This is a genomic window from Streptomyces sp. NBC_01439 (genome assembly GCF_036227605.1).
Lineage (GTDB): Bacteria > Actinomycetota > Actinomycetes > Streptomycetales > Streptomycetaceae > Streptomyces.
This window is the reverse complement of record NZ_CP109487.1, coordinates 8,529,115-8,554,918: the sequence shown is the minus strand read 5'-3', so window position 1 is coordinate 8,554,918 and position 25,804 is coordinate 8,529,115. Positions and strand designations below refer to the sequence as shown.

The 25,804-nt window shown below is 74.5% G+C and carries 23 protein-coding genes and 1 pseudogene; 12 read left to right on the top strand and 12 right to left on the bottom strand.

Annotated elements, in window-relative coordinates:
• Positions 1-26: 26 nt before the first annotated feature.
• Positions 27-770: an SDR family NAD(P)-dependent oxidoreductase gene (locus OG207_RS38875; protein ID WP_329105627.1), complete on the top strand. Its 744-nt coding sequence runs from the start codon at positions 27-29 to the stop codon at positions 768-770.
• 345 nt (positions 771-1,115) lie between these two features.
• On the opposite strand, the gene OG207_RS38870 is transcribed toward OG207_RS38875, so the two are convergent.
• The gene (locus OG207_RS38870) at positions 1,116-1,898 is read right to left on the bottom strand and encodes a peptidoglycan-binding domain-containing protein (RefSeq protein WP_329105625.1); all 783 of its coding nucleotides are present in this window, start codon (positions 1,896-1,898) and stop codon (positions 1,116-1,118) included.
• 479 nt (positions 1,899-2,377) lie between these two features.
• On the opposite strand from OG207_RS38870, the gene OG207_RS38865 reads away from it, so the two are divergent.
• Positions 2,378-2,815 carry a hypothetical protein gene (locus OG207_RS38865; protein ID WP_329105623.1) on the top strand — a complete coding sequence of 146 codons (438 nt, stop codon included), beginning with the start codon at positions 2,378-2,380 and terminating at the stop codon, positions 2,813-2,815.
• 68 nt (positions 2,816-2,883) lie between these two features.
• Positions 2,884-3,726: a MerR family transcriptional regulator gene (locus OG207_RS38860; protein ID WP_329105621.1), complete on the top strand. Its 843-nt coding sequence runs from the start codon at positions 2,884-2,886 to the stop codon at positions 3,724-3,726.
• A 45-nt stretch (positions 3,727-3,771) separates the two neighbouring features.
• Here OG207_RS38860 and OG207_RS38855 read toward each other — a convergent pair whose 3' ends face one another.
• Positions 3,772-4,068, bottom strand: a complete 297-nt coding sequence (locus OG207_RS38855; protein WP_266600301.1) for a hypothetical protein — start codon at positions 4,066-4,068, stop codon at positions 3,772-3,774.
• A 97-nt stretch (positions 4,069-4,165) separates the two neighbouring features.
• Here OG207_RS38855 and OG207_RS38850 point away from each other — a divergent pair, with 97 nt between their 5' ends.
• The gene (locus tag OG207_RS38850) at positions 4,166-4,642 is read left to right on the top strand and encodes a hypothetical protein (RefSeq protein WP_329105619.1); all 477 of its coding nucleotides are present in this window, start codon (positions 4,166-4,168) and stop codon (positions 4,640-4,642) included.
• Between the two features lie 46 nt (positions 4,643-4,688).
• On the opposite strand, the gene OG207_RS38845 is transcribed toward OG207_RS38850, so the two are convergent.
• Positions 4,689-5,159, bottom strand: a complete 471-nt coding sequence (locus OG207_RS38845; RefSeq protein WP_329105617.1) for a GNAT family N-acetyltransferase — start codon at positions 5,157-5,159, stop codon at positions 4,689-4,691.
• A 76-nt stretch (positions 5,160-5,235) separates the two neighbouring features.
• Positions 5,236-6,198 carry a helix-turn-helix transcriptional regulator gene (locus OG207_RS38840; protein ID WP_329105615.1) on the bottom strand — a complete coding sequence of 321 codons (963 nt, stop codon included), beginning with the start codon at positions 6,196-6,198 and terminating at the stop codon, positions 5,236-5,238.
• Between the two features lie 101 nt (positions 6,199-6,299).
• Here OG207_RS38840 and OG207_RS38835 point away from each other — a divergent pair, with 101 nt between their 5' ends.
• From OG207_RS38835 to OG207_RS38825, 3 genes are all read left to right on the top strand, one after another.
• Entirely contained in the window at positions 6,300-6,734 is a 435-nt protein-coding gene (locus OG207_RS38835) for a DUF3224 domain-containing protein (protein WP_329105613.1), read from the top strand.
• 246 nt (positions 6,735-6,980) lie between these two features.
• Positions 6,981-8,393, top strand: coding sequence for an SWIM zinc finger family protein (locus OG207_RS38830; protein WP_329105611.1), 1,413 nt, complete (start codon positions 6,981-6,983; stop codon positions 8,391-8,393).
• Positions 8,390-11,071, top strand: coding sequence for a DUF7824 domain-containing protein (locus OG207_RS38825; RefSeq protein ID WP_329105609.1), 2,682 nt, complete (start codon positions 8,390-8,392; stop codon positions 11,069-11,071). Before OG207_RS38830 ends, OG207_RS38825 begins: the two co-directional genes overlap by 4 nt.
• A 119-nt stretch (positions 11,072-11,190) precedes the next feature.
• On the opposite strand, the gene OG207_RS38820 is transcribed toward OG207_RS38825, so the two are convergent.
• Positions 11,191-13,923 carry a DNRLRE domain-containing protein gene (locus tag OG207_RS38820; protein ID WP_329105607.1) on the bottom strand — a complete coding sequence of 911 codons (2,733 nt, stop codon included), beginning with the start codon at positions 13,921-13,923 and terminating at the stop codon, positions 11,191-11,193.
• A gap of 184 nt (positions 13,924-14,107) precedes the next feature.
• A complete protein-coding gene (locus OG207_RS38815) occupies positions 14,108-14,695 on the bottom strand; it encodes a helix-turn-helix domain-containing protein (RefSeq protein WP_329108186.1) in 588 nt (195 codons plus the stop codon).
• Between the two features lie 78 nt (positions 14,696-14,773).
• On the opposite strand from OG207_RS38815, the pseudogene OG207_RS38810 reads away from it, so the two are divergent.
• A pseudogene (locus OG207_RS38810) lies at positions 14,774-16,012 on the top strand (MFS transporter); the annotation flags it as partial.
• On the opposite strand, the gene OG207_RS38805 reads toward OG207_RS38810, so the two are convergent.
• Both OG207_RS38805 and OG207_RS38800 read right to left on the bottom strand, forming a co-directional pair.
• Positions 15,955-16,152 carry a hypothetical protein gene (locus OG207_RS38805; RefSeq protein ID WP_329105605.1) on the bottom strand — a complete coding sequence of 66 codons (198 nt, stop codon included), beginning with the start codon at positions 16,150-16,152 and terminating at the stop codon, positions 15,955-15,957. The pseudogene OG207_RS38810 and the gene OG207_RS38805 overlap by 58 nt on opposite strands.
• A 76-nt stretch (positions 16,153-16,228) precedes the next feature.
• Entirely contained in the window at positions 16,229-18,160 is a 1,932-nt protein-coding gene (locus tag OG207_RS38800) for a glycoside hydrolase family 5 protein (RefSeq protein ID WP_329105603.1), read from the bottom strand.
• 268 nt (positions 18,161-18,428) lie between these two features.
• Between OG207_RS38800 and OG207_RS38795 the strand changes: the two genes are divergently transcribed.
• The gene (locus tag OG207_RS38795) at positions 18,429-18,737 is read left to right on the top strand and encodes a hypothetical protein (RefSeq protein ID WP_189742644.1); all 309 of its coding nucleotides are present in this window, start codon (positions 18,429-18,431) and stop codon (positions 18,735-18,737) included.
• Positions 18,738-18,875: 138 nt separating this feature from the next.
• Here the strand turns inward: OG207_RS38795 and OG207_RS38790 are convergent, their stop codons facing one another.
• Positions 18,876-19,241 carry a darcynin family protein gene (locus tag OG207_RS38790; RefSeq protein ID WP_329105601.1) on the bottom strand — a complete coding sequence of 122 codons (366 nt, stop codon included), beginning with the start codon at positions 19,239-19,241 and terminating at the stop codon, positions 18,876-18,878.
• Positions 19,231-20,154 carry an NAD(P)H-binding protein gene (locus OG207_RS38785; RefSeq protein ID WP_329105599.1) on the bottom strand — a complete coding sequence of 308 codons (924 nt, stop codon included), beginning with the start codon at positions 20,152-20,154 and terminating at the stop codon, positions 19,231-19,233. Before OG207_RS38785 ends, OG207_RS38790 begins: the two co-directional genes overlap by 11 nt.
• Positions 20,155-20,268: 114 nt before the next feature.
• Between OG207_RS38785 and OG207_RS38780 the strand changes: the two genes are divergently transcribed.
• Positions 20,269-21,201 (top strand): LysR family transcriptional regulator, encoded by a 933-nt coding sequence (locus tag OG207_RS38780; RefSeq protein WP_329105597.1) that lies wholly within the window; start codon positions 20,269-20,271, stop codon positions 21,199-21,201.
• Between the two features lie 136 nt (positions 21,202-21,337).
• A complete protein-coding gene (locus OG207_RS38775; protein ID WP_189742646.1) occupies positions 21,338-21,799 on the top strand; it encodes a Crp/Fnr family transcriptional regulator in 462 nt (153 codons plus the stop codon).
• A 4-nt stretch (positions 21,800-21,803) separates the two neighbouring features.
• On the opposite strand, the gene OG207_RS38770 is transcribed toward OG207_RS38775, so the two are convergent.
• Both OG207_RS38770 and OG207_RS38765 read right to left on the bottom strand, forming a co-directional pair.
• On the bottom strand, positions 21,804-24,275 hold the full coding sequence (locus OG207_RS38770) for an ABC transporter permease (protein ID WP_329105595.1): 2,472 nt from the start codon (positions 24,273-24,275) through the stop codon (positions 21,804-21,806).
• Entirely contained in the window at positions 24,269-25,006 is a 738-nt protein-coding gene (locus OG207_RS38765) for an ABC transporter ATP-binding protein (protein ID WP_329105593.1), read from the bottom strand. Before OG207_RS38765 ends, OG207_RS38770 begins: the two co-directional genes overlap by 7 nt.
• 327 nt (positions 25,007-25,333) lie before the next feature.
• Between OG207_RS38765 and OG207_RS38760 the strand changes: the two genes are divergently transcribed.
• Complete coding sequence (locus OG207_RS38760; protein ID WP_329105590.1) at positions 25,334-25,777, top strand: subtilase-type protease inhibitor; 444 nt, start codon at positions 25,334-25,336, stop codon at positions 25,775-25,777.
• Positions 25,778-25,804: the final 27 nt, after the last annotated feature.

Here is a 25,804-nt window from a genome sequence, read left to right as displayed (position 1 = left end):
AGGTTCCGTGTCCCGCAGGAGGCCCCATGTCAGCTCGTCCGGTCACCGTCGTCACCGGCGGCAGCAGGGGCATCGGTGCGGCGACCTGTCTGCGGCTGGCCGCCGACGGGCACGATCTGGCGCTCGGTTACACCCGCGACGCGGCGGCGGCCGGGGCCGTCGCCGAGCAGGTGCGGGCCGCCGGGGCACGCTGTGTGACCGTGCGCGGTGACATTTCCGAGGAGTGCGCCGTCGAGCGGCTCTTCGACATCGCCGGCGCCGAACTCGGCCGGGTGACCGGGCTGGTGAACAACGCCGGGGTGACGGGCCCGCTGGGCCGGCTCGCCGATGCCCGCACCGAGGACCTGCGGCGGGTCGTCGAGGTGAACCTCCTCGGGTATCTGCTGTGCTGCCGCCGGGCCGCCCGGGACATGGCGGAGGGCGACGGCGGGGCGATCGTGAACGTCTCCTCCACGGCCGCCACCCTCGGCAGTCCCGGGGAGTACGTGCACTACGCAGCGACCAAGGCGGCCGTCGACGCGCTCACCGTGGGGCTCGCCAAAGAGCTCGGCCCGGACGGGATCCGGGTCAACGCCGTGGCTCCGGGCATCATCGAGACCGACATGCACGCGGCCATGGGCGATCCCGACCGTCCGGCGAAGGCCGCGGCGGGGATCCCGCTCGGCCGGCCCGGCCGGCCCGAAGAGATCGCCGGGGCGGTCGCCTGGCTGCTCTCCGCGGACGCCTCGTACACGACGGGCACGGTGCTGCGGGTCTCCGGCGGCCGCTGATCCCGCGGGGGCCGACGGTTCCAGGGTTCAGATCCACCCTCCCAGGCTGAACAGCGCCATCAAGAGCAGCAGCACGACGACGACGGCGGTGAAGCAGGACATTGCGAATGCCTTCGCCACCCTGTGCTCGTCCGGCGGGGGCGGGGGTGCGGGCACCGGTCGGGGGTGCGGGGGCGGCGGCGGGCCGGGCGGTGGGACCGGGACGGACAAGGAAACCCCCTTGGGCACGGGTACGGATGGCACGGGAACGAAGCGCTCGAAAGCGCCCGTTCTGCGTTCACCAGTAGCCTGACACGAGATTTGAACGCGTTCAATCCTCACGGGGTCGGAGGGTGCGGCGGTCGGTCAGCCCATCGCCGCCTGGGTGGCCGGACCGTAGACGCCCGGAGGGTCGCCCTTGATGGAGCGGTCGCGCTGCAGCTGGCCGACGCCGCGCTTGGTCTGGCTGTCGTAGACCCCGGTGACGGAGACGTACGTGAACCCCTGCCCGTGGAGCAGCTCCTGAAGGGCGCGCACCTCGGGGCCGCTGTCGCCCATCCGCAGCGTTCCGGGAGAGCTCGGCGGGCTAGGGACCGAAGCGCTGGGCGACGAGGGCGGTTTCGGGCCCCGGCTCGCGGCGGCGCCCGGTTCTCGGGAGGGAGCCGGCGAGCCGGCGGCAGAGGTGGAGGCGGACGGTGCGGACGCGGTCGGGCCGGGCCCGCCGGTCTCGGGGACGGAGTCCGGACCGTGCCCCGGGAGCCTCGGTACGGACAGCTCGGCGGGCGCCCCGGCCCGGGGCGGCTGCGGGTCGGGGCCGCCCAGCAGGAGCGCCAGGGCGCCCACCGCGGCGAGCGCCAGCAGGGTCAGGACGGCGAACGGGAGCCGGCTGCGACGACCCCGGCCGGCACTGCGGCCCGCAGTCGGGTCGGGAGCGGAACCGGGCGCGGGAACGGGCGCGGGAACGGGAACGGAAGCGGCGACAGGAACGCCGGGTTCCTGGACGTGCGCGGGGCCGGGGAAGGCGAGGGGGCCGGTCTGCGGCCAGGCGGGCGCGCTCGATCGGGGCGGTGGGCCCGAGGGGGCGACGTACGGGCGTACGAACAGGTGGTCGTCGGGGACGATCCCGCTCTCATCAGGGTCCTGGCGCATGGTGGTTTCCCGGCGGGAACGGGGGCCGGCGCGGCGGTGCGGCGCCGGCCCCCGCCCGGTCGGTCAGGCTCCGTGCCGCCGGGCGGCGGGAGACGGGGCCGCACCGGCGGCGGGGGCGCCGGGCGTCCCGAGTACGTCGTCTGCGTTGCGCGCCGGAGGACCGTCGATTTCGGCCGGGTCGATCGACGGGCGAACGGATATGGGCATCTGACGTCTCTCCGAAGTGCGGCTCACGCTGTGGTCCTCGATCGGCGCACTCTTGCCCTCCGGCGGGGGCCGGGTCAAGCCGGGTGTCCGATCCGCCCCCGTCCATCCGATCTGTCGCGCATGCCGCTCCCGCAGCGCCCGCCCGCCCGCCCCACACGGTGACGGCCGCCGCGAGCGTCCCCACACACCCCGTTCCATTCCCGCCGGACGGGTTTCACCCGCACGCGTGAGAGGGAAACCGGTCCGGCCCGACCGTACGGCAAGGTGGTCGGATGCAGTTGCGCCGGGCCGTGCCCCTCTCCCTCGTCGTGCTCCTCGCCAGCACCGGCTGCGTCTCCGTCGGGCCCCGGGATCCGGATCCTGCTCCCGTGCGCGGATCCGTACCGCCGGCCGAGGCACCCGAGGTCCCGACGCCCCGGGCCCTGCCGTTGGGGGCCCTGCCCGAGGCCACCGCGCCCGCTCCGGACGCGGCCCGGGAGCCGGGCGCGGGCCCGGGGCAGGTCCCGAAGTCGGCTCCGGAGCCGGAGCCCCCGCGCGAGCGGGCCGCGAAGGCGGCGCCGCCCCGGCGCAAGCGGACGCCCGGGTCGGCAACGGCTCATCCGCGGCGGCGGCCGGTCCCGCCGCCCCGCCTGGACCAGTTGTGCGCGGCCGCGGAGGGCGCGGTACCGCCGTCCATCGTCGACCTCTGTCTGCGGCAGTACGGCCGCTGACCGCCGCGTCCGTCGCCGGTGCGAAGCTTGACCCTCCCCCTGTGTCAGACCTTGTAGTGGAGAGCGTCATGTTCACCATCGGAGACTTCGCCAAGCACGGCCGGGTGTCGGTCCGCATGCTGCGTCACTACGACGCTCTCGGACTGCTGCGCCCGGCGCGTGTCGACCCCTTCACCGGCTACCGCTCCTACGAGGCCGGGCAGCTCGCCCGCCTCAACCGGATCATCGCGCTCAAGGAACTCGGCTTCTCCCTCGACCAGGTGGGGACGATCCTCGGCGAGCGGGTGGGTGCGGAGGAACTGCGCGGCATGCTGCGGCTGCGGCAGGCCGAGTTGGAGACCGCCATGGCCGCCGCGGCGGCCCGGCTGGTCCAGGTCGAGGCGAGGCTCCGGACCATTGAGGAAGAGGGAACCATGCCCGCTGACGACATCGTCGTGAAGAGCCTTCCGGCCGTGCGGCTCGCCGAGCTGATCGGCACGGCCGCGAGTTACGAACCGCAGGACATCGGGCCGGTCATCGGGCCGCTCTACGCGGAGCTGTGCCGCCGGATCGAGGAGGCCGGGGTCGTCCCGACCGGCCCCGGCACCGCCTACTACGAGGATGCGGCCGCCGGTGGACCCACGGGGGCGGTCCTCGTCCATGCCGGCCTGCCGGTGGCGCCTTCGGTCCGCGCCGAGGACCTCGGGGGTGAGGTACGGATCGTCACGCTGCCGGCGGTGGAGCGGGCCGCCACCGTGGTGCACCGCGGCTCGATGGACGGCGTGCTGCCGACGTCGCAGGCCCTGGCACGGTGGGTCGACGGGCACGGGCACCGCTCGGCCGGGTACGCGCGCGAGCTGACCCTGGCCTGCCCCGAGGACCCGGACCGGTGGGTCACCGAACTCCAGGAGCCCCTGGCCGCCGCGTCCTGAAACCCACGCCCCACGCCCCGCGCACCCCCGGCGAGCCCCGGACCCTCAGGGGCGGCGTCCGCAAGCGCGGGCGCACCGCCGGGCCGTGTCGCGCCGGGCCGTGCGCAGCCTGCGCACGGTGTTGTGGCCGCGCCGCTTCCATTCACCCCGGGGCAGCGCGGCCCGCTGGCCGCCGCCCGCAATCAGGGCGTTGACCGGGGTCATCGGGTCGGCGGCCATCGCCTTGGCGAACAGGACGCCCACGACGAGCGGGACCAGGGCCACGGCCAGGGCCGAGCCGGCGGTGGTCACGTGCTGCATGCGCGGGCTGGCGGCCCGGCCGCTCGGGGCGTCTGAAGTCATGTCCCCATTCGACCAGCGGAGCGCCTTCGGGGAATCGGGGTGGATACTCAGGTCGTTGGGTGCGAGGTACTCAGACGGGCGGGACGGGTGGTGGGTGATGGCGGTACCCGGGCGGGGTTTCGAGCCCGCGACCGGCGACGGCCCGGCAGCCGCGCCCGGTGGGCGTGCGGCGGAGCTGCGCACCGCGTACGAGGGGTTGCTGCAGATCCGCCGTCTGGTGAACGGGCCGGCGGGCGCGGCGGTTCCCGCGCCGTGGGAGGTACGGCAGCTGCCGCGCGCGGTGGCCCTCGCGCTGGAGGCGGCGGGGATCGCGCCGTCGGCGCTGGACGCGCAGGGGAGGCGCACGCGGACGGGCTATCGCGTGGCGGCCGCGGCGGAACCCGGGCGGGTGGAGGTGACCTGGCTGGGCCCGGCGGGCGGCGGCGCGGCCGGTGAGGAGCAGGAGCGGCTGACGGCCTGCGCGGCCGTGCTGGAACGGCTGGGCTGGGTGTGCCTGCTGTACCGGGGCCCTCGGCGGCGCCGCTTCCTGGAAGTGGAGCCCCCGGGAGGGCCGGGAGCGCCCGAAGGCTCCTGAGGACCGGGAGGACAGGGAGGCTCCTGAGGACCGGGCGGGAGACCGCTCAGCTGAGGGTGAGTAGGACCACGTCCACCTCCTGGCCGCGGGCCATCGCGAAATCGCGGGTGCGGCCGGTGACGGTGAATCCGCACTTCTCCAGCACCCGGATCGAGCCCGTGTTGTCGGCCACCGCCCCGGCGTGCAGGGGGCGGGTGCCCTCCAGCCGGATCAGCTGGGCCAGCGCCCGGGTGGCGATGCCCCGTCCCCAGTGCTCCGGGCCGATCACGTACGTCACTTCGCGCTCCTCCGGCGGCCCGAACACGGCGGCGTGACCGACCACGACCCGGTCGGCCAGCACGGTGCGCAGGAGCAAGGCGGGGTCGTTGCGCACCTTCGCCCAGTGCGTGTCGAAGTGGCCCCGGTCGTAGTGGTACTTCCGGGTGATCGCCGCCATGTGTTGGAGGCCCGGGTCCGTCAACTGCTCCCAGAAGAGAGCCAGGTCGTCGTCGCTCGTCTCGCGCAGCTCGATCTCCACGTACGCGCTCCCTCTCCCCGGTGTTCGATCTTGACGGCCCACCCTACGAGGTGCGCGGGGCGGACGGGGTCCCGTGTCAGGCGTAGCGTCCGGCCAGCGCGGTCACCGTCTCGGCGAGGGCTAGGCGCAGCTCGGGCGGGCCGAGCACCTCGGCCTCCGTGCCGAGGCGCAGCAGGTCGCCGACGGCGACGACCTGGGACTCGACGGCGATGCTCAGCCGGACCCAACCGTCCGCGTCGGCGGGGCCTGCGGCGGCGAGCGCCCGGGTACCGGCCGCCCCGAACTGCATCGGCAGCAGCCGCTGTCCGCGCGGGGACAGCCGTAGTTCGGCGGTCTGCTGGTGGAGCACGGCGTCCAGGCGACTGGTGGACTCCTGCCAGTACGCGGCCAGTTCGAACCCGGCGGGCCGTTCGAAGCGCTCCGCCGCGGTGTCCACGGAAAGGAACCGGGAGACCCGGTAGGTCCGGACGGCGGCGTCGACATCGGCGACGAGGTACCAGATGCCGCCCTTGAGGACGAGGCCGAGCGGATGCAGCTCGCGCCGTACCTCGCCGCGCCAGCGGCGGTAGTGGGTGCGCAGCACGTGCTGGTCCCAGACGGCCTGGGCGATCTGCGCGAGGTGCGGGACGGGGTCGGCCTCCCGGAACCAGGCGGGCGCGTCGAGGTGGAAGCGGTCCTGGATCCGGCGGGCCCGTGCGGCGAGCGCGGCCGGCAGCGCGGCCTGGAGTTTGAGCTGGGCGGCCGCCAGGTCGGCACCGAGGCCGAGCTCCTGTGCGGGTCCGGGGGCGCCGGCGAGGAAGAGGGAGCCGGCCTGGGTGTCGGTGAGGCCGGTGAGGCGCGTGCGGTAGCCGTCGGCGAGCCGGTAGCCGCCGGCCGGGCCGCGGTCGGCGAGCACGGGGACGCCCGAGGCGCCGAGGGCGTCGATGTCGCGGTGGATCGTGCGCACCGACACCTCCAGCTCGGCAGCGAGTTCGGGGGCGGTCATCCGGCCGCGGTTCTGCAGCAGCAGGAGCAGGGAGAGGAGCCGGTCGGCGCGCATGGCGCCATTGTCGCCCGTACCTGACAGAAGGTGTCAGGTACGGCTGCCAGCCTGGGGGAACGCCGGGCGGAGATGCCGTCAGGCCGGCCGAAAGGACTGTCATGCCCACGCCCGTAGAGACCGGTGGCCGCTTCACCTTCGCCAACTGGCAGGAGAGCCCCGTCGGCGCCGTGGACACCGTGGACGCCGTCCCGCGGCTCGCCCACGCCCATGTCAACAACGCCTTCACCGGTGGGATCGCGGCCGCCGAGACCGCCTGCGACTACACGATCGCCTACACCGGGGAGAACCTCGGCTCCTACAGCGGGATGGAGTTGGTCCGCGGCAGCGTCGACGGCCGCAAGGGCAGTTTCGTACTGGAAGAGCGCGGCAGCTTCGACGCCGGCGGGACGGTCTGTCGTTTCGAGGTGGTTCCCGGCTCCGGCACCGGGGACCTCGCGGGACTGACGGGCTCCGGAGGGTTCACCTACCGGCACGGCGACACCTCCGTCGCCTACACCTTCACCTACGAGGTGGGGGAAGACCCGGCCCGCTGAGGGACCTGAACCGGCGCTCCCGGCCGGAGGCGAGGACGGCGGTGTCGTCGCACCATCGCGCTCCGGCCCGGAGGACGGTTCGTGAGCCCCTCGCACCGCGCGCGTGGCGGCGCTCCTCGAGGCATCGCCGCCCACCCGTCCGCCGTCTCGACGGGCTCGTTGCCGACCGGCGTCCGCTCCTTGCTCCCGGGGCCTCCCGGCGGCGGGGGAACGGCATTGTCAGTGGAGCCCCCTAGCGTCTCGGACATGACGCGGACCGCACATACCTTCGCCTACGCACGCCCTTCCTCACTGACCGCCTCCGACGCGGGTAGGACCCTCGGCCTGGAGACGGCGGGTGGTCTGACCCCGGCCGGGGCGGACCTCCATCCCCGGTTCTTCGCAGGTTTCCTGAGCGCCCCTCAGGCGGCCGCGCGGGCCCTGCTCGCCGTCGCGGACGTGGCCGCGGCCCGCTACTACCGGCGCACCCTGCCCGCCTCGCTCGACCCGGTCGTCACGGGCAACGGCGACCGGCTGCGCTTCGAGTCCTTCTCCGGGTGCTGCGGGGTGTACGCCCGGCTCGACGTCTTGCCGGACGGGCTGCGGGGCGCCGACACCGGCCACGGCACCACCAACGTCGACGTCAACAACCCGCTGCGCGAAGCGTTGTCCCGGCTGAGCGGCGACGACCCGCTGCACCTGCGGGTCGGCCCCGACGAGATGGCGGTGACGACGCTCGACGGTCCGGTCGTGGAGAAGAAGGTTCCGCTGCCGGAGCGCTGGCTGCGCGGCTTCGCCGAGTCCCAGGCCATCACCACCGGCTTCGACCTGCGGGCCGAACTGACCGCCGCCGAGGCGACGCGCTTCCTGCGTTCGCTGCCCCGTACCGCGGTGGGCGGCGGAGCCGTGAGCGCCGCCCTGTGGGTGGTTCCCGCCGGTCGTACGCTGCGCCCCACCACCCGGCCGGTGCCCGGCGCGGTCTGCCTGCCCGGCCCCGAGCGCCTCGCCGCCCTCCAGCGGGTGCTGCGGCACGCCACGGGCCTGCGCGTGTACGGTCCCGCGCCGGCCGGGGCGGAGCCCACCGCCTCCGCCTGGGAGGTCGCCCTGCCCGGAATGCGGCTCACGCTCACCCTCTCCCCGGAGGCCTCCCGCGGGTTCTCCGGCGAGGGCGGCGTCCTGGAGGCCCTGGCCACCGACGCAGCGGCCGAGGACGCCGAGCTGATCTCCGTACTGCTCGCCTGGGAGCCGCGCATCGATCCGGCCGACCTGGCCGAACAGTCGGGGCTCCCGGTGGACCGCGTCCGGGCGGCCCTGACCCGCCTCGGCACGGCCGGCCGGGTCGGCTACGACATCGCCGAAGCCGCCTACTTCCACCGCGAACTCCCCTACGACGCCCGCCGCGCCGAGCGGCACAACCCGCGGCTGGTCGCCGCCCGCGCCCTGCTGGCGGCCGGAGCGGTCACCCTGGCGGGGGCCGGTACCGCCCTGGTGGCCTCCGGTGAACGCCGCTACCAGGTGCGCGAATCCGGCGGAGCGCTCAGCTGCACCTGCCAGTGGTGGGCCGACCACCGGGGCCGCCGCGGCCCCTGCAAGCACGCGCTGGCCACCCGGATGGCCCTGCGGGCCGCCGTCTCCGCCACCTCTTCCGTCTCCCCCGCCCCTTCCGGAGCCGCACGATGACCCCCACCGCGACCCCCACCGCGACCCCAAGCGTGAACATCACCGAAGACACCACCGAGGACGTCCTCGCAGCCGTACGGGCGGGCCGCACCGCCGAGCTGCCCGGTCTCCTGAAGCCCCTGGAACCCGCACAAGGCCGGGCGCTGCTCACCGGGCTGAAGGAGCTGCGCCGCGAACTGCGTTCCTCGCGGTGGGAGCGCTGGGAGGACCGCAACCGGACGAGCCCGGCCCTCGTGGTCGCCGGAGCCGGCTGCCTCACGGGGGCGGCGGCCGCGGCCGCCTGGATCGGCGCCGCCGATCTGCGCCGCTGGAGGCCGCGGCCGCCCGTCGCCGCGCTGCTCGACGTACTGTCCGGCCGGGATCCGAAGTGGCTCGGCGACCTCGCCCACCGGCTGGCCGCCCGGTCCGCCACCGCCGAACAGGACTACCCGCTGATACGCGAGTTCGTCCGGCTCGCCGGTTGTCCGATGCCCACCACCGACGGCTGCGTCGAGGGCTGGGCGACGGCCGTGGGCGCGTCCCGCTCCCCTCTCGTGGTCACCCTGCGCCACGACCCGTACCTCACCGCCCTCGCCCCGCGGCTCTTCGAGACCGCCGAACCGGTCGGTGTCCTCACCTGGCACCGGGAGCCGGACGGCCCCGACAACTGGCCGACCGCGCTGGCCGCCCTGGCCGACGAGGGGTGCCTGGACCGCCGCGTCCTGCTGGACGGGTGCACCGCACGGTTGCTGCGCGGCGGCAAGCCCGCCCAGCTGAAGCCCTACCAGGAGATCCTGGAAGCCTTGCGTCCGACCCTCGAGGAGGAGCGGGAGCGCGCCGCCGACTGGGTCGCGCTGGCCGCCGACGCCCCTTCCGCCGTCGCCGGGAGCGCCCAGCAGACCCTCGCCCGGCTCGCCGCGGCGGGTGAGCTGGCCCCCCGCCTGCTCGCCGAAATGTCGGCCGCCGTCCTCTTCCGCCCCGAGAAGAAGCTGGTCCGCTCGCAACTCGTGCTGATCGGCAGGGAACTCACCCGCAACCCGGCCGCCGCCCCCGAACTGTTGCCGGAGCTCGCCGAGGCGTTCGGGCACGCGGACACCGGCATCCAGGAGCGGGCGCTCAAGCTGGTCGCCGCCCACCTCACCGACGATCCCGGGCTGCGCTCCGAACTCGCCCACCGGGCACACTTGTTGAGCCCGTCCCACCGGGCCCGGGCGGTGGAGGTCCTGGGACCGGACGCCGCTCCCACCGAGGAGTGCGGCCCCTACCAGGAGATCCTGCCGCCGTTCCCGGTCCCGGCCCCGCTCGCACCGGCCCCGGAGACGGTCGCCGAAACCGTGGAGTTGGTCGCCGCGGTGATCAACGCGCGCACCGCCACCGTCGAGGAGTTCGAGCGCGCCCTGGACGGGCTGGTACGGCACGCGTACCGGGACCGCGCGGCCCTCGCCGAGGCACTGCGTCCCGCACTGGCGGACCGCTGGTTGCTGGACCCCGAGCAGTCCCGTTACTCCACGCACGAGTTGCCCGGTCTGGAGCACATGGCCGCGTGCGTCCTGGACGCGTCGCCGACGGGCACGCCGCAGCCGGCCCCCGGGTCCTGGCGCATCGACTGTCACCACACCGCGACCGGCGCCGCCACCCGTGCGCGCGTGGTCGAGGCCGCGCGGCGCATCGGGTCCCGGCCGGCGCCCTTCCTCCTCGCCACGCCCACCGTGGAGACGGGTTCGCTGGACCCCCGCGTGCTGGTCGCCCGCCTGGTCGAGTACGGGCGCCTCGGTGCGGAGCCCGGGCCCGCGGACTTCGCGCAGGCCCTGCTGCGGGTCCGCCGCGACGCCTCCGTTGTCCCCGAGGCCGCCGCGCTCGGCACGCCCGCCGGCGACCGGCTGGCCGCCTGGCTCGGCGACGCCGGCCGGCCCGTGGCCGTCACCCGGCGTACCGCGCCGACGGTGTGGCACCGGTGGGGCGGCGAAACGCCGGCGCGCCTCGTACTGGACACGGAGCAGCGCATCACCGTGGTGCGCGAGTTCCCGCACCCGTTCCACGAACTGGCGAGGGAGCGCAAGGCGGCCGACCGCTGCTGGGACGGCCGCGCCGACGCGTCGCTGATCGCGGTCCTGCCCGAGGACCGGGAGGCCCTGGCCGCCTGGTGCCTCCCGGCGGTCACGGCCGGTGCCGTCAGCGAAGCGCGGGAGGCGACCACCGCGCTGCCCCTGCTCGCCGCGGCCGGTGGACCGGCCGGCCCGGCCCTGCACCTGGCGGTGGCCAGCGGGCTCGGCGCCCGGCACCCCGAGGACCGGCTGCGGGCCGTGGACGCGCTCCTCACCCTCACCGCCCGGGGCGAGCTGGACACCGTACGTCTCGGGTGCGACCTGGCCGAACTGATCACCCTGGGGACGGTCAAGCCCACCCGGCTCGCCGACTCGCTGCGCACCCTCGCCGCGACGGGCGCGTACGCGACGACCTGGGCCGTACTGGACCACTCGCTGCCCGCGCTGCTCACCAGGACGGCCGATCCCCGTGGTGCCGGGGACCTGCTGTCGACGGCCGCCGAGTGCGCGGAACGGTGTGGGGCGGCGGCGCCCGAACCGGCCGGGCTCGCCGCCGTCGCGGCCCGGGGCGGCACCTCGCGCCTGGTCACCCAGGCCGTCCGGCTGCGCGACGCCCTCCGCCGCAACGAGGGGGCTCCCGCCACGGGCAACTGAACGGGTCCACCGGCGGGGGAGGGGCTCCTCGCCGTGGTGGACGCGCGCGGCTGATGCGGGAGGGGGCGCGGGACGGCCCGAAGGCCGCCTCGCGCCCCCTGGTTCACGGGACGGTCAGGTCACGGTGCGCCGAAGGTCAGCGTCAGCTGCGGCGTCCCTTCGTTCGCCTGCGCCTCGGAGGACCACAACCACAGGGCGTCCGTACCGGTGCTGCTGAGCGCCAGGCCGTAGCTGCTGCCGAGCGCCGCCGCGACGCCCGCGGTGGTCAGCCCGGTGGTGTGCACCGCCGAACCGTCCGGAATCGCGGCGAAGGTGCCGAGCGCCGGACCGCCCAGCGCGGGACGGTTGTTGTACGTCGTCCCGGCTTCGCTCCAGGAACCGGTGACCGGGAGGACCGAGACGGTGTCCGTGGTGCCGGCGCCGCTCTGCGTGCTCGTCTTCACGCTGAGCACGGCCGACTTCAGCACCGTGCCGGCGGGTGCGGCGGGCAGGTCGAAGCGCAGGTAGCTCGCGTAGAAGGAGGTGCCGCGCACCGCGAGCGATCCCGAGGTGCCGTAGTTGGTGGCGGGCGCACCCGCGTTGGCGTAGGTGTCCTCCGTGGCGGGCACCTGGACCACCGAGTCGGCCGGGGCGGTGGCGAGGGCGTAGTGGTTCTGGACCTGCGCCGCGCTGAGGACCGTGGGGTAGACGGCGGTCTCGTCGAGCCGGCCCGCCCAGTACTCGCTCGTGGGACGGTCGGGCCAGCCGCCGAGGCTGTCGCCGCCGGCGTGCCAGTAGCCCGAGAAGTTCTCGTGGGTGGTGACGGCGAGGGTGCCCCTCTGGACGCCGTCCACGTAGAGGGTCATCCCGCCGGGACCCTGGGTGGCGACAACGTGGTGCCACTGGTTGTCGTTGTAGGAGCCCGGGGTGGTGATGGTGCGGGTGGCTCCGGTGTAGACGCCGTAGACCAGCCGGCCATTGTTTGTCATGTAGATGTGCTTGTCGTACTGATTGCTGCCGCGGTTCTGGTTGTTCCCGAAGCCGACGAGCTTGCCGCCCCGGGTGGTGTCGGTCTTGAACCAGGTCTCGATGGTGTAGGTGCTGCCCACGCTCTGCCGCACGTCCCCGTACACCTGGGTGTCCGTGCCGTTGAAGCCGATCGCCGTGCTCGCGCCGGAGACCGCGCCGGGCGTCTGCCGCAGCGCGGGGGCGTTCAGGTGCGTGCCGCTCCGGTTGCCGCCGGCCGAGGAATCGGCGACGAAGGGCAGGGCCGACTCGTCGTAGCGCCAGTACTGCTGGGCGCCGTCGGTGCGGACCTGGTTCGGGTAGCCCTCCACCGAGGTCGGTACGGTCACGCTCGCCGTGGCGGACGGGGCGCTGGTGTTGCCGGCCGCGTCGGTGGCCGTCACCCGGTAGGTGTACAACTGGCCCGCCGCCGCGGTGGTGTCGGTCCAGGAGGCCTGCGGCCGCTTGAAGAACAGCGAGTCGGCGGTCACCGTGGCGAGGGGGGTGGCGGCCCCGTTGCGGTAGATCCGGTAGGTCAGCGCGCTGTCGTCGAGGTCGAGGCTGGTGCGCCAGCGCACCTGGACCTCACCGGGCCGGAAGCTGACCGCGCTGGCCACGGGCACGGTGGGTGCGCCGGTGTCCCCGGTGGAGGCGAACCGGGTCAGGCTCTGCTGCGGCGCACCGTTGACGGTGGTGAACTCCCCGCCGACCCACAGGTACTGGACGCCGCCCTTGGAGCCCACGGTCATCACGCGCGGCCCGATGCCCTCGCCGATGCCGTCGTTGGTGTCGGGGGCCCAGCCGAGCTTGCCGGTCCCGGTGGTGGGCTGGGCGAGCAGGTGGTGGCGCTGCCCGTCGGGGAACTCGCCGACGCTGGAGCAGTCGTGCGCGTGCGAGGCGCTGTAGAGCACGCTCTGGTACGGCAGGACGGCCTGGGTGGCGCCGAGGCAGGTGTCGCGCCAGCGCTGGCCGAAGTCGCCTAGGTTGAGGGCGATCCGGCCGTCGAAGACCCCGCCGCCCGTGCCCTCGTTGGCGGTGTAGAAGCCGGTGGCGTCGGTCGCGATGTCCTTGACCACGGAGTTGGTCTCGATGAATCCGGCGTAGGACTTGGTGAGCGCGCCGCTCGTCGCGTCGACGACGGCCAGCGCGTGGGTGTTCGTACCGTTGACGGTGAAGAAGTCGCCGCCGAGGATCACGTGGTCGCCGTCCGGGGTGACCTCGACGGCGCGGCCGGGTTCGTCGGCGTCGGCGGTGAAGGGCTTCAGCGCGCCGTCGGCCGCGCCGACGGCGGCGAAGCGCTGGCGCGGCTGGCCGGCGACGCTGAGGAAGTCGCCGCCCGCGTAGACGGTGTCGCCGGTGACGGCGAGGGCGCGCACGGTGGCCGCGAAGGCCGGCCGGAAGCCCTGTTTCACCGTGCAGCTCGCCACGTCGACGGCGGCGAGGCTGGAGACGGGGGTGCCGTTGACGGCCCCGAAGTAGCCGCCGACGTACAGGGTCGTCTTGTCCGGCGAGAGGGTGAGCGCGCGGACCGTGGCGCTGCCCGAGGCGACGGTGAAGGACAGCTCGCAGGAGGTCGGGGCGCCGGTCGCGGCGTCGAGCGCGACGAAGTTCACGGCCGACTTCTCGTTTCCGGATCCTCCCTCGGGCGGACGCACGGTGGAGAAGGTGCCGCCGACGAAGACCTGGCCGGCCGCTTCGGCGAGGGCCCAGACGACCCCGTCGGGCTGCCAGGTGGCCAGCGGGTCGGCGGTGAACGCGACGGGCGGGGTGACCGCGGCCGCCTGCGGGGCGAGGCCGAGGCCCACCCCCAGGGCGGTGGTGGCCAGGGACAGGGCGAGCGCGGCCGCCGCCCCTCGGGATCTACGCATGAATCCCCCAGTTCGGTGTGCGGTACGGCCGTAGGGTGCGGCCGGATGAGCCATGGCCGAAAACCACCGAACAGCAGTCCACGACCGTGCCTAAGGGCGCACCCTAGAGCGATTCACGGCTCGATTCATCCCACTTGACGTATCGGATGCGAAAGTGCGCCGGCCCGCACACCTGCCCCTGCCGTCACGCGCGGGGCTTCGCCCGGACGTGCATCCGCTCGCCCTGCCGCCCGAACAGGCTGAGGATCTCCACCGGCCGCCCGTCCGCGCTGCTGAACCAGTGGGGCAGCCGGGTGTCGAACTCGGCGGCCTCACCGGGACCGAGGACCAGGTCGTGCTCGGCGAGGACGAGGCGCAGCCGGCCCTCCAGCACGTACAGCCACTCGTAGCCCTCGTGCGTCCGCGGATCCGGCTCGCCGCCCCGGTCCGGGATGAGCATCTTGTAGGCCTGGAGGGGGCCGGGGCCCCGGGTCAGCGGGACGGCCGTGCCGCCGTTCGGGAGGGTGCGAGGGGTCAGCCGGACCCGGGGATCCCCCACTTCGGGAGCGCCCACCAGGCCGTCCAGGGGCACTTGGTACGCGGCCGCGAGCGGCAGCAGCAGTTCCAGGCTGGGGCGGCGCTGCCCCGACTCCAGCCGGGACAGGGTGCTCTTCGAGATGCCGGTCGTCTCGGAGAGCGCGGCCAGGGTGAGACCGCGCCGGGCGCGCAGCCGTCTGAGCCGGGGGGCGACCTCGTCGAGGACCGCCTGGTGGGGGGTTGGCTTGTCGTCCATCCGGACATTGCACCCGGCCGTCCCGGAAACGGCAACAAGGTTTGCCGTCCACCACCCGGCGCCCGCACCCTCCCCGGCATGAGCCCACACACTGATTCCGCGACCGGACCCCGACAGCGCCGCACCACCACCGCCGGCGACGATGACGGCGCTGACGCCGGCGCGCACCGGCCCGCGGCCCGGTGGGCGCTCGCCGCCCTCTCCCTCTGCGTGCTGCTGTCCTCGCTCGGCACCGGCATCGCCCACGTCGGCCTGCCGACCCTGGCACAGGTCTTCTCCGCGTCGTTCCAGGAGGTCCAGTGGATCGTCCTGGCCTACCTCCTCGCCGTCACCACCCTGGTCGTGGGTGCCGGACGCCTCGGCGACCTCGTCGGCCGCCGGCGGCTGCTCCTGGCGGGAATCCTCCTGTTCACCGCGGCCTCGGTGCTGTGCGCCGCCTCGCCCACGCTCTGGCTGCTGGTCGGTGCCCGGGCGGCCCAGGGCCTGGGAGCCGCCGTGTTGACGGCCCTCACCCTGGCGTTCGTGGGTGAGACGGTCCCCGAGGGGCGGACGGGCAGTGCCATGGGGTTGCTCGCCTCGATGTCCGCGGTGGGCACCGCCCTCGGTCCGTCGCTGGGCGGGGTCCTGCTCGCCGGGGCCGGCTGGCGGGCGCTCTTCCTCGTCAACGTGCCGCTGGGCCTGGCGGCGTTCCTGCTCGCCCACCGCCATCTGCCCGCCGACCGGCCGGAACGCGGGGGCGACCGGCCCCCCTTCGACCACCTGGGGACGCTGTTGCTCGCGCTGACGCTCGCCGCTTACGCCCTCGCGATGACCCGCGGTGGCGTCCTTTCCGGCACGCTCGGCACCGCCCTCCTGCTGGCTGCCGTCTGCGGGGTCGTCCTCTTCGTGCACGTGGAGTCGCGGGCGGCCGCCCCCTTGGTCCAACGGACGCTCCTGCGCGCTCCGGTGATCGGTGCGGGCCTCGCCTCGAGCGCGCTCGTGTCGACGGTGATGATGGCGACACTGGTGGTCGGGCCGTTCTACCTCTCCCGGGCGCTCGGGCTCGGCGAGGCCCCGGTGGGACTCGTCCTGTCGGCCGGTCCGCTGGTCGCCGCGGTGACCGGGATGCCCGCGGGACGCCTCGCGGACCGCTTCGGCGCGCAGCGCACGACCCTGCTCGGTCTCCTGGCAATGACGGCCGGCGCCGTCGCCCTCTCCCTGACGCCGGCTTCGCTCGGTGTCCCCGGGTACGTCGCCCCGCTCGCGGTCGTGACGGCGGGCTACGCGGTGTTCCAGACGGCCAACAACACCGCCGTCATGGCGGACGTCGGCCCCGACCGGCGGGGCGTCGTCTCCGGCATGCTCGGTCTGTCGCGCAATCTCGGCCTCATCAGCGGTGCGTCGCTCATGGGCACGGTGTTCGCGCACGGGTCGGCGACGGCCGACATCGCCTCGGCGCCCGCGGGGGCCGTGGCCACCGGGATGCGGTTCACCTTCCTGGTCGCGGCGGCCTTGATCCTCGTCGCGCTCGCCGCCGTCGCCGCGGCGGGCCGGTCAGCGGGCGCCCGGACCCGGCAGGGGACGGCACAGCAGCGCGGCCGGGGAGGGGCGGGTGGCGGCGCGGGTGGTGAAGGCGATGCCCGCCGCGTACTCGGTGGGCAGGCACTGGCCCTTGTAGTTCCCGTAGGCGAACTCGCCGCCGGGGCCGCCCGCCGGGCGGTCGTCGCCCCGGTCGAACCACACCGTCCGGCCGCCCCCGGGAAGCGCCGTACGGGCCGGGGCGCACAACGCCGCCGAGACCCGCTCGCCGCGCAGGCTGTAGCCGATCAGGAACTGGCCGGCCGGGCACTGGAACTTGGTGTATCCGGTGGCCCAGTCGCCGCCCGCCGGGACGTACCGCTCGTCGCGGACCACGGTGTGCCCGCCCGTCGGGGCGCGCAGGTCGGAGCTGGTGCACAGGCCCCGGCCACCGGTGTGGGCGAGCCCGCTGAGACGGGCGCCGTCGGGACAGACCGCCTTGCGGGCCCCGCTGTCCCAGTCCCCGGCGGCCCGGGTGCGCAGCGAGGCGTTGTGGTCGCGGTGGTCCGTGGTCAGTTGGTACCAGGCGGTGGTGGCGGGGACCGGTCCGGTGCGGCCGGGGGTGGCGGCGAGCGGGGACCACCGGGCGGTGCGCCAGTCCCCCGGGTCCAGGACGCCGGAGCGGCGGCCGGTCGCGTCGTAGCGCAGGAGCGCCCAGCTGTCGCCGCCGGGGGCGCCCTGGGCGGTGGTGCTCCAGCCGACGAGGGGCCAGTACGCGAAGTCGGCGTCGGAGCGCGTCAGGTAACCGGTGAGGCGGTCGAACCAGGCGCGCGGGGCGGCGCCGCCCTCGTCGGCCCCGATTCCGAACTCGCTGATCCAAACGGGGGCGGTGAAGTGCGTGCCGGTCTCCGCGGACACGAAGAAGGCCTGGTCGTAGAGGGTCTGTTCGAGCTCCGCGGCGGTCATGTCCTGGTAGCGGAGGTCATGGGTCTCGCCGATGCCGGTCGCGCCGCTGTGCCGGGGGCCGGTGTACCCGTAGAAGTGGGCCGAGTAGACCAGCTTGTTCGAGGTGACCAGGGTGTGGGACAGGGTGCGTACGGGGGTGAGGGTGGGGCGGCCGTGCGGGAAGCCGTCCACGGGCAGGCCGAACCAGTTGATGCCCTCGACGACGATCAGCAGGTTCGGGTTGGCCTCGGTGAGGATGCGGTCGGCGGCCTCCTGGGCGGCCGCGTGCCAGTCGTGGTCGTCGCCGAGGCCCCAGTTGGGGTCGTCGAAGAAGTCGCGGCGGACCTCGTTGTAGAGGTCGGCGCCGACCACGCGCGGGTTGTCGCGGTAGCGGCGGGTGAGGAAGACCCAGTCGTCGGCCCACTGGGCGGTGGAGCGACCGCTGTTCCAGCGCTCGTTGCCGTCGAGGCCGCAGCACCAACGGGTGCTGACGGTGTGGTTGTTGAGGATGACGGCGAAGCCGGCGTCGGTGAGGGCGGCGACCACGGCGTCGTAGACCTGGAGGGGCGTGCGACCGCGCAGGGCAGGGTTGGCCGCGACGGCGGAGTCCGGGACGGGGGTGGTGTCGCGCAGCATCTCGTTGGAGAAGGGCAGCCGGATGCTGTTGAGCCCCGCGGCCCGGAAGTCGGCGAGCAGGGTGGGCAGGGGGACGCGGTCCAGGCCGATCGGGATTCCGTGGGCGTTCTGCCCGCTGTGGTGCGTGGCGGGGTCGTTGCGGTCGCCCGAGCCGTTCCAGGACCCTTGGGCTCCGTCCCAGTTCCCGGAGCGCAGGCGGAAGCGGTTGCCCTGTGCGTCGACGACGTACCGGCCCCGGGTGGACAGCGGCGGGGTCCAGGCCTCGGTGGTGCCCGGGGCGGCCTCGGGGTGGGGGGCGGCGGCGCGGGCGGGCTGCGCGGGCGGCGTCGACAGGACGCCGACCACCAGCAGGAGGGCGCAGAGGATCGCGCGTAAGAGGTTCTTCATCTCGCTCCTGCCGGAAATTCGGCCGTCCCGGCGGGCGGCTGCCGCGGGCAGGTTACCGGCGGGTCGCTTCCGGGGGAAGTCGAATGCGCGGACGCTTTCCGGCCCGGATGACCCGCGGCCTGCCCGGACGGCACCGGACGGCACCCACCAGATTCAGCCGGTGGACCCCCAGTGACGCACCGTCACCCTGCCGAAACGGCCCCGCGCGGGGCCGCGCCCCTCTACCGTGCCCTGAGGTGATGTGGCACGGCACCGGAGGACGGGGCGGATGGACGACGACGAAGACATGCGGCTGGCGGGAATGACGCCGGAGATCTCCCGCCGCACCCTCACCCTGCTGCGTGGCCTGGCGGGCCTCGAGCCGCCCGAGCAGGTCCCCGAGGAGGCCATGGTGGTCGCCGACGCGGTCCTGGCCGAGCACGGCACCGACGGGCTCCGGGTGCTGGTGATGACCCTGGCGGCCTGGGCGACGGCCCAGATCGAGAACGTCGCCGAGCTGAGCGGGCGCAGCCACGAGGCCGTCCTCGACGCGATGGAGCTGGCCTGCTTGGAGGCGAACGCCGAGGACACCCCCTAGCGCCCGGCGGGGTGCCGGACGAAGGCTTCGACGTCGCTCCCGCGGCGCGGTGAGGTGCGGTGCCCGGGAGCCCGCTGCGCGGCCGGCGAGGGCCCGGTGCCCCCGCAGGGCGGCGGCACCGGGCGGGCGGGGCCCGCGTCAGGTGGCGAGGGTGGCCACCGGCTCCAGGCCGTAGGTGCGGGCGTAACCGTTCTCGGTGCCCACGAGCAGGTCCACCACCTCGAAGTACCGGTCCCAGAAGGGGGTTTCGCGCAACGCGTCGATCAGCAGCCGGTAGGCGTCGTGGTCGTCCGCCTCCCAGACCCAGATGTCGGTGACCCGCGCCGAGTAGAACTCCGTGTCGTAGAAGCGGGAGCGGACGCCGCGGGTGCGGGCCTCGATCACCGGGACGACACCGGTGGTGAAGGCGTGGACGCGTTCGGCCAAGGTCATCGCCAGCCACTCGGGCGTGGTCTTGACCAGCATGAACGCGGTGACCGGCGGCTCGGTTCGGTCAGTGGGCATCGACTGCCTCCGAGGTGGCGAGGACGGCGGGCCCCAGGGTCTGCGCGCACCACTGGGCGAAGCCGGTGGCCGGGCCAGGGCCCGTCTGTGGCCCGCGGGCGACGCCCGAGTCCAGGCCCTGGTCCTTGGCGCGCTTCATGTCGACCATGCCCTCGACGAACGCCGCATGGAGGCCGTGGGCGAGCATGGCGGACCGCATCTCGTCGAGCGACTCGCGCCGGTAGCGGACCGGACGGCCCAGTTCCGCGGTCATGATGCGGGCCAGGTCGTTGGGCGACAGGTCCTGCGGGCCGAGCACCGGCACACTGTCGACGCCGGTCCAGGAACGGTCCAGCAGCAGTCCGGCCGCCGTCGCTGCGATGTCGGCGACGGCCACCAGCGGGGCCGGACGGTCGGCCGCGACGGTGTCGGTGAAGACACCGTTCTCGCGGATCGAGTCGACCTCCTCCAACAGGTTCTCGAAGAAGGACGGATTGGCCAGTGCGCGGTAGGCGACACCGGAAGCGGCGATCAGGTCGTCCATGGCCAGGGAGGCGGTGACCAGCCCGGCCCGGCCGGCCAGGGGGGTGCCGCGGCCGAGCGCCGAGACGCCGACGACACGGCCGACCCCGTGGGCGGCGAACGCCCGCGCGGCCGGGCGGGTGAAGCCGCTGTACGCCTCCTCGGGCGTGAGCGAGGCGTCCGGTGGCACCAGCCAGAAGACGGCATCGGCCCCGGTGAAGGCGCGCTCGACGGTCGCGGCGTCGCCGTGCGAGCCGGTGACCACCTGGACCCGTCCGCGTACGGCTTCGGGGAGCCGGGCGGGATCGCGGACGACGACGCGCAACTCCTCTCCGTGCGCGGGCGCGGCTTCGACCAGCAGCGACAGCAGCCGCCGGCCGATGTTTCCGGTGGGGGCAGTAATGACGATCATGAAAACCTCGGAGTCGTGTCGAAGCGGTAAGGCCTCCTCATCGTGCAAACGCCCACCGCATTGCCACAATGGGAACTTCAGCATCCAATCCTTGCCAGAATTGGAATAACGCCGTTGACCAGCATCGTTCCCCACCTCGACGCCAATCTCGCCGTCGCCCTCGACGCCCTCCTGACCGAGCAGAGCGTCACCCGCGCCGCCGCACGGCTGCGCACCTCGCCCGCGGCGATGAGCCGCACGTTGGCCCGGCTGCGCCGGGTGCTCCAGGATCCGCTGCTCGTACGGGCGGGCCAGGCGATGGTGCCTACGCCCCGCGCCGAGGCGCTGCGGGACGAGGCCGCCGCGGTGGTGCGCCGGCTGGAGGCACTGCTCACCCCGAGCGGCGGGATCGACCCCGCCGCACTGCGGCGCACGTTCACCGTCCAGGCCTCGGACCTGGTCGGCGCCGCGCTGGCGCCGGGGCTGCTCGCGCTGGCCCGGCGCCGGGCGCCGGGGGTCTCGCTACGGGTGCTGGCCGAGGAGTGGGAGGCGGGCCCCGCGCTGCGCGAAGGTCGGGTCGACCTGGAGATCGGGGCCATCGACCACGTCGACCCGGAGACCCGGGTCGAAGAGCTGGTCACGCTGCGGATGGCGGCCGGTGTCAGAGCCGGGCACCCGCTCACCGAAGGGACCCTGACCCCTGCTCGGCTGGCCGCGGCCGAGCACGTGGCGGTCAGCCGCCGGGGCCGCTTCACCGGTCCGCTGGACGCGGCCCTGGCCGAGCAGGGCCTCAGCCGGCAGGTGAGCGCCGTCCTGCCCGGGCATCTGGCGGCGATGGCACTGGCCGCGGTCGGCGACGTGGTCTGCCTGGTACCGACCGCGCTGCCGGGCGAGCCGCCTTCGCCACTCGGCGACGCGGCACGCGCGATGGGGCTGCGCCTGCTGGACATCCCGCTGCTGCTGCCACCTCTGACGATCGGCATGGCCTGGCACCCGCGGCACAGCGCCGACGGGGCCCACCAGTGGCTGCGCAACGCCGTACGACGGACCCTCCGCCCGACCCCCTGACTGGCGTGGAAGGCCGCCGGGGCCCGTTCCCGGACCGGCCCCGGAAGAAACCGCGTCCCGTCCGGCCGCGATATGGCGGGCTTCGGCGACACTGGGAGAGCAGGAGCGTCGTGGGGGGTCGTGATCGGAGGCCGTCGTGAGCACACCTTCCCCCATCCGGATCGCCGCCGTCCTGTCCACCGAGCACCGTGGACGGCTGATGTCCCAGGCCCGTGAGGTCAATTTCCCGGAGAGCGCGCGCATCTTCGACGAGGGCACCCGGGCGGATTCCTTCTGGATCGTGCGTTCCGGCACCGTGACCTTGGAAATCCCCGTCGCCGGCCGCCGGCCCGCGCCCGTGGAGAGCCTCGGCCCCGGTGAGCTGGTGGGGTGGTCCTGGCTGTTCCCGCCGTACGTGTGGCAGCTCGGCGCGGAGGCGATGACACCGGTACGGGCGTACGAGTTCGACGCCGCGACCGTGCGGATGTTGATGGACGCCGATCCCACCTTCGGCTCCGCGATCGGACACTGGGTCGGGCGCGTCCTCGCGATGCGCCTCCAGCAGACCCGCACCCGCCTGCTGGAGCTGTACGCCCCCCGCCTCAGCAGCACCGCATGATGAGCTAGTGCTGGCCCGCCGTCTCGACCGCCCTGCGCCGTAGGCACAGCCCGGCCGGGACGACCGCGGAGACCACCGCCACGGCCGCGCAGGCGCCGGACGTCGCCCCGAGGGCGGCCCACGGGATCACCAGGGCGCCCCTGACGTCCAAGAGGCCCAGTGCCGCCCCGACACCGGCCAGGTTCAGGGCGGCGACCAGGGTGCCGGTGACCGTGCCGACGAGCACGACCAGCAGGGACTCCCCCGCCACTAGCCGCAGGACCTGCCACCGGGTGGCTCCGGCCAGGCGCAGCACCGCGAGCTCGCGGGCCCGGTCGGAGGTGGCCGTGACCAGGGTGCCCGCGAGCGCGATCCCCGTGTAGAGCAGGGCGATGCCGAGGACCAGCAGGAAGCCCGTCCGGGTGGTGCGTCGGGTCCCGGGCCGGTTTTCGGACAACCACCGGTCCTTGGTGAGGGCGCGGCCCCCGGCCTGCCGTGCGGCCTCGGCCAGCGCGGCGCCGACCGCCGCGCCGTCCGCGCCCGGGGCGAGGCGTACGTCGATCCGGTCCACCGTCGCGCCGGGGGCGTTGGCGGGGGTGACGTAGGCGCCGTTGCCCCCGGTGCCGGTGCTCATCACGGCCGCGATCCGCAGGGCCTTGCGGGTGCCGTCACCGAGCCACACCTCGACGGTGGATCCGACGGTGTGCCGTTCCCATTCCGCGGTGACGATGACGGAGTCGTCGTCGAGGTCGGTGACCGATCCTGCCGTCAGGGGCAGTCGGGCGGTCCGGGCGAGGGCCGCGGGATCCGCGGCGCGGGCGTCGGAGCGGATCAGCGCCCTGCCCTCCTCCAGCACGTGGACGGCGGTCGCGGCGGTGGCGGAGATCTCCGTTCCAGGTACGGCCCGGATCCGCTCGACCGCGGCCGGATCGAACCCGCCCGGGCCGGCCGTGACGACGTGGTCGGCGGTGGTCCGCTGCCGGATCTCGGCGGCCTTGGCCTCGTTCAGAGTGGCGGTGGTGCCCAGCAGGGATCCGGCGAGGGCCACGGTGACCAGGACGGGGGCGGCGACGGCCGCCGTACGCCGGGTGCCGGCCGCCGCGTTCTCCCGGATCAGCATCCCGCCGGCGCCCGGCAGCCGGGCGGGGAGCCAGGCGAGCAGCCGGACCAACGGGCGCACCAGCACCGGCGACAGCAGCGCGAAGGCGACGATGAACAGCATCGGACGGCTGGTGTACGTCTTGCGGTGGAGCAGGTCCGCGGGGTCGGTGAGCAGGGCGTGGGCGAGGGTGCCGAGGCCCGTCAGCAGCAGTCCGGCGCCGAAGATCCAGCGGCCCGGGGTCATGGTCCGCGTCTCGTACGCGGCTTCGCGCAGTGCCTCGGAGGGGGCGACCCGGCCCGCCCGCCAGGAGGCGGCGACGACTCCCGCGAGCGCGACGGGCAGGCCGGCCCAGAAGGCCGCGTGGAAGGGCCAGGTGGCGTCGCCGACGGCGAACCAGCGGGGTGCGAGGCCCTCGTCCACCAGGTGCGAGACGAACACGGGCGCTCCGTACGCCCCGAGCAGACAGCCCGCTGCGGAGGCGACCACGCCGAGCATCAACGCCTCGGCGACCACCGTGCGCCGGATTTGGCCCGGGGTGGCGCCGGCCGTGCGCAGCAGCGCGAACTCCTTGCGGCGTTGGGCGACGGCGAAGGCGAAGGTGGAGGCGACGACGAACACCGCGACGAAGCAGGTGATGCCGCCCGCGGTGCCGAGTACGGCGTTCACGGCGACCAGGGCCTCGCGCTCGCGTTCGGGGTCGGGGTCGGCGTGGCGGCGGTCCGGGCCGGTCAGGACCCGTACGTCGGTGTCCCGGCCCGGGAACGCCCGGACGGCATCGCGTACGGCGTCCCGTACGGCGGTCGGGTCGGCGGCGACGACGAGTTGGTCGACGGCGGGCGAGAGCCGGGCGGCGCGGGCATCGGTCCAGAAGACGGCGTCCTCGAAGCCGCGGTCGGCGACGGTGCCGACCACGGTCACGGGGCCGTGGTCGGTGCCGATCCGGGCCCCGGGCCGGGACCAGCCGGTGGTGACGACCTCGTCGTCGGAGCGCGGGGACCGGCCCGCGTCGAGGGCGTACGGGGCGAAGGCGGCAACGGACCAGGGATGGCCGACCAGGTGCTCCGGCCCGCCCTCGGCTCGGACGGGGAAGGACCGGTCCTCGGTGGTCGGGCCGAGGGCGGCCAGCCGCCGGGCGAGTTCGGAGGGGACGGGCCGGGGGTGGGCGAGCTTGGCGGTGCGTTCCCCGCCCGGGACGGGGACGCGCAGCACGTCGTCGCCCCTGACGACGACGGGGGCCTGGGCGAACCGCTCCGGGAGGCGCTGCGGGGCGTCCAGGGTGGCGGCGAGCCCGAGGCCCATGGTGGCGATGAGGCCGACGCCGAGGGCCAGGGCCACGAAGCTCCCGAGGAGGGTGACCCAGCGGTGGCGCGCGGTGCGCAGGGCGATGGTCAGCACGGCGCTCCCTCCAGCGCGGTCATGCGGGCGGCGATGTCCTGGGCGCGTGCGCCCAGGACATCGCCGTTCACCCGGCCGTCGGCGAGGAAGACCACGCGGTCCGCGTAGGAGGCGGCCACGGGGTCGTGGGTGACCATGACGACGGTCTGGCGTTCGGTGTCGACCATGGTCCGGAGCAGGGTGAGCACCCCGCGGCCGGTCTGCGAGTCCAGGGCGCCGGTGGGTTCGTCGCCGAAGAGCACCTCGGGGCGGGTGATCAGGGCGCGGGCCAGGGCCACGCGCTGCTGCTGCCCGCCGGACAGCTGCGCGGGCCGGTGCCGGGCCCGGTCGCCGAGGCCCACCCGAGCCAGCGCCTCGCGGACCTCGGCCCTGGCGGGGCGGCGGCCGGCCAGGCGCAGGGGCAGGGCGACGTTCTGTTCGGCGGTCAGGGCGGGCAGCAGGTTGAAGGCCTGGAAGACGAAGCCGATGCGGTCGCGACGCAGCAGGGTCAGCCGGGTCTCGCCGAGCCGGCCGAGTTCGGTGCCGCCCACGCTCACCCGACCGGAGGTGGGCCGGTCGAGTCCCGCCGCGCATTGCAGCAGGGTGGACTTTCCGGAGCCGGAGGGGCCCATGACGGCGGTGAAGGTGCCCCGGGGAACGTCGAGGGAGACCCGGTCGAGGGCGGTGACCGCCCGGTCGCCAGCGCCGAAGACCCGGGTGACGTCGTCGAGTTGGATCGCATCGTTTTCCATGCCTGAAGCCAACCGTCGCGGGCGGCGCCGCACAGCGGGCCCAGGCCGTGTCTCCGGGGTGGGGCCGGCCCTACCCCCGGAGGGGCCCCAGACCCCGTCCGGGCAGATCACAGGCGTGGTGCGGCAGGTTTCGGGGAGGTGTCCCGGTCGGTGTTCGGCCGATTCGGCGGCCCGCTCCCGCACAGGTCAGCCCGATCGCACGGCTGCTGTCTGCAGTCATTCGTACACGATCGGTGACGGAAAAAGGAGGTCCGAACGGGCGTTCATGGCTCGGGTCGGCAAGACTGCGTCCGCTATCCGAAACACCAACCCAAGGGAGTGTTCGAAATGCGGTCCATCGCAAGGGGTCTCGGGCTCGGTTCCGCCGCCATGGCGCTCACCGCGCTCACCGCGCTGGTCTGGCCGGGTACGGCCGGAGCCGCACCGACCGGTACCCAGAGCCTGTACGCGCCGTCCGCGCTGGTGCTCAGCGTGACGGCCGGGCCCGATGCCAAAACGGGCACGGTCCTGCGCGCGGTGACCCTCGTCTGCTCGCCGACGCCCGGCGGGACGCACCCGAACCCGGCTGCGGCGTGCGCCGAGTTACGTGCCAACGGCTCACGGCTCGACCCGCTGGCCGCACCGGCCGCCGGCGCCGTCTGTACCAGGGAGTGGAACCCGATGACGGTGACGGCCGTCGGCGTGTGGCAGGGCCGTCGGCTCAGCTACACGTACACCTTCGCCAATCCGTGCGGCCTGCGGAACACCTCCGGCGTACTGTTCGGCTTCTGACCCCGCGTGAGGCGGTGGGCCGGGCGG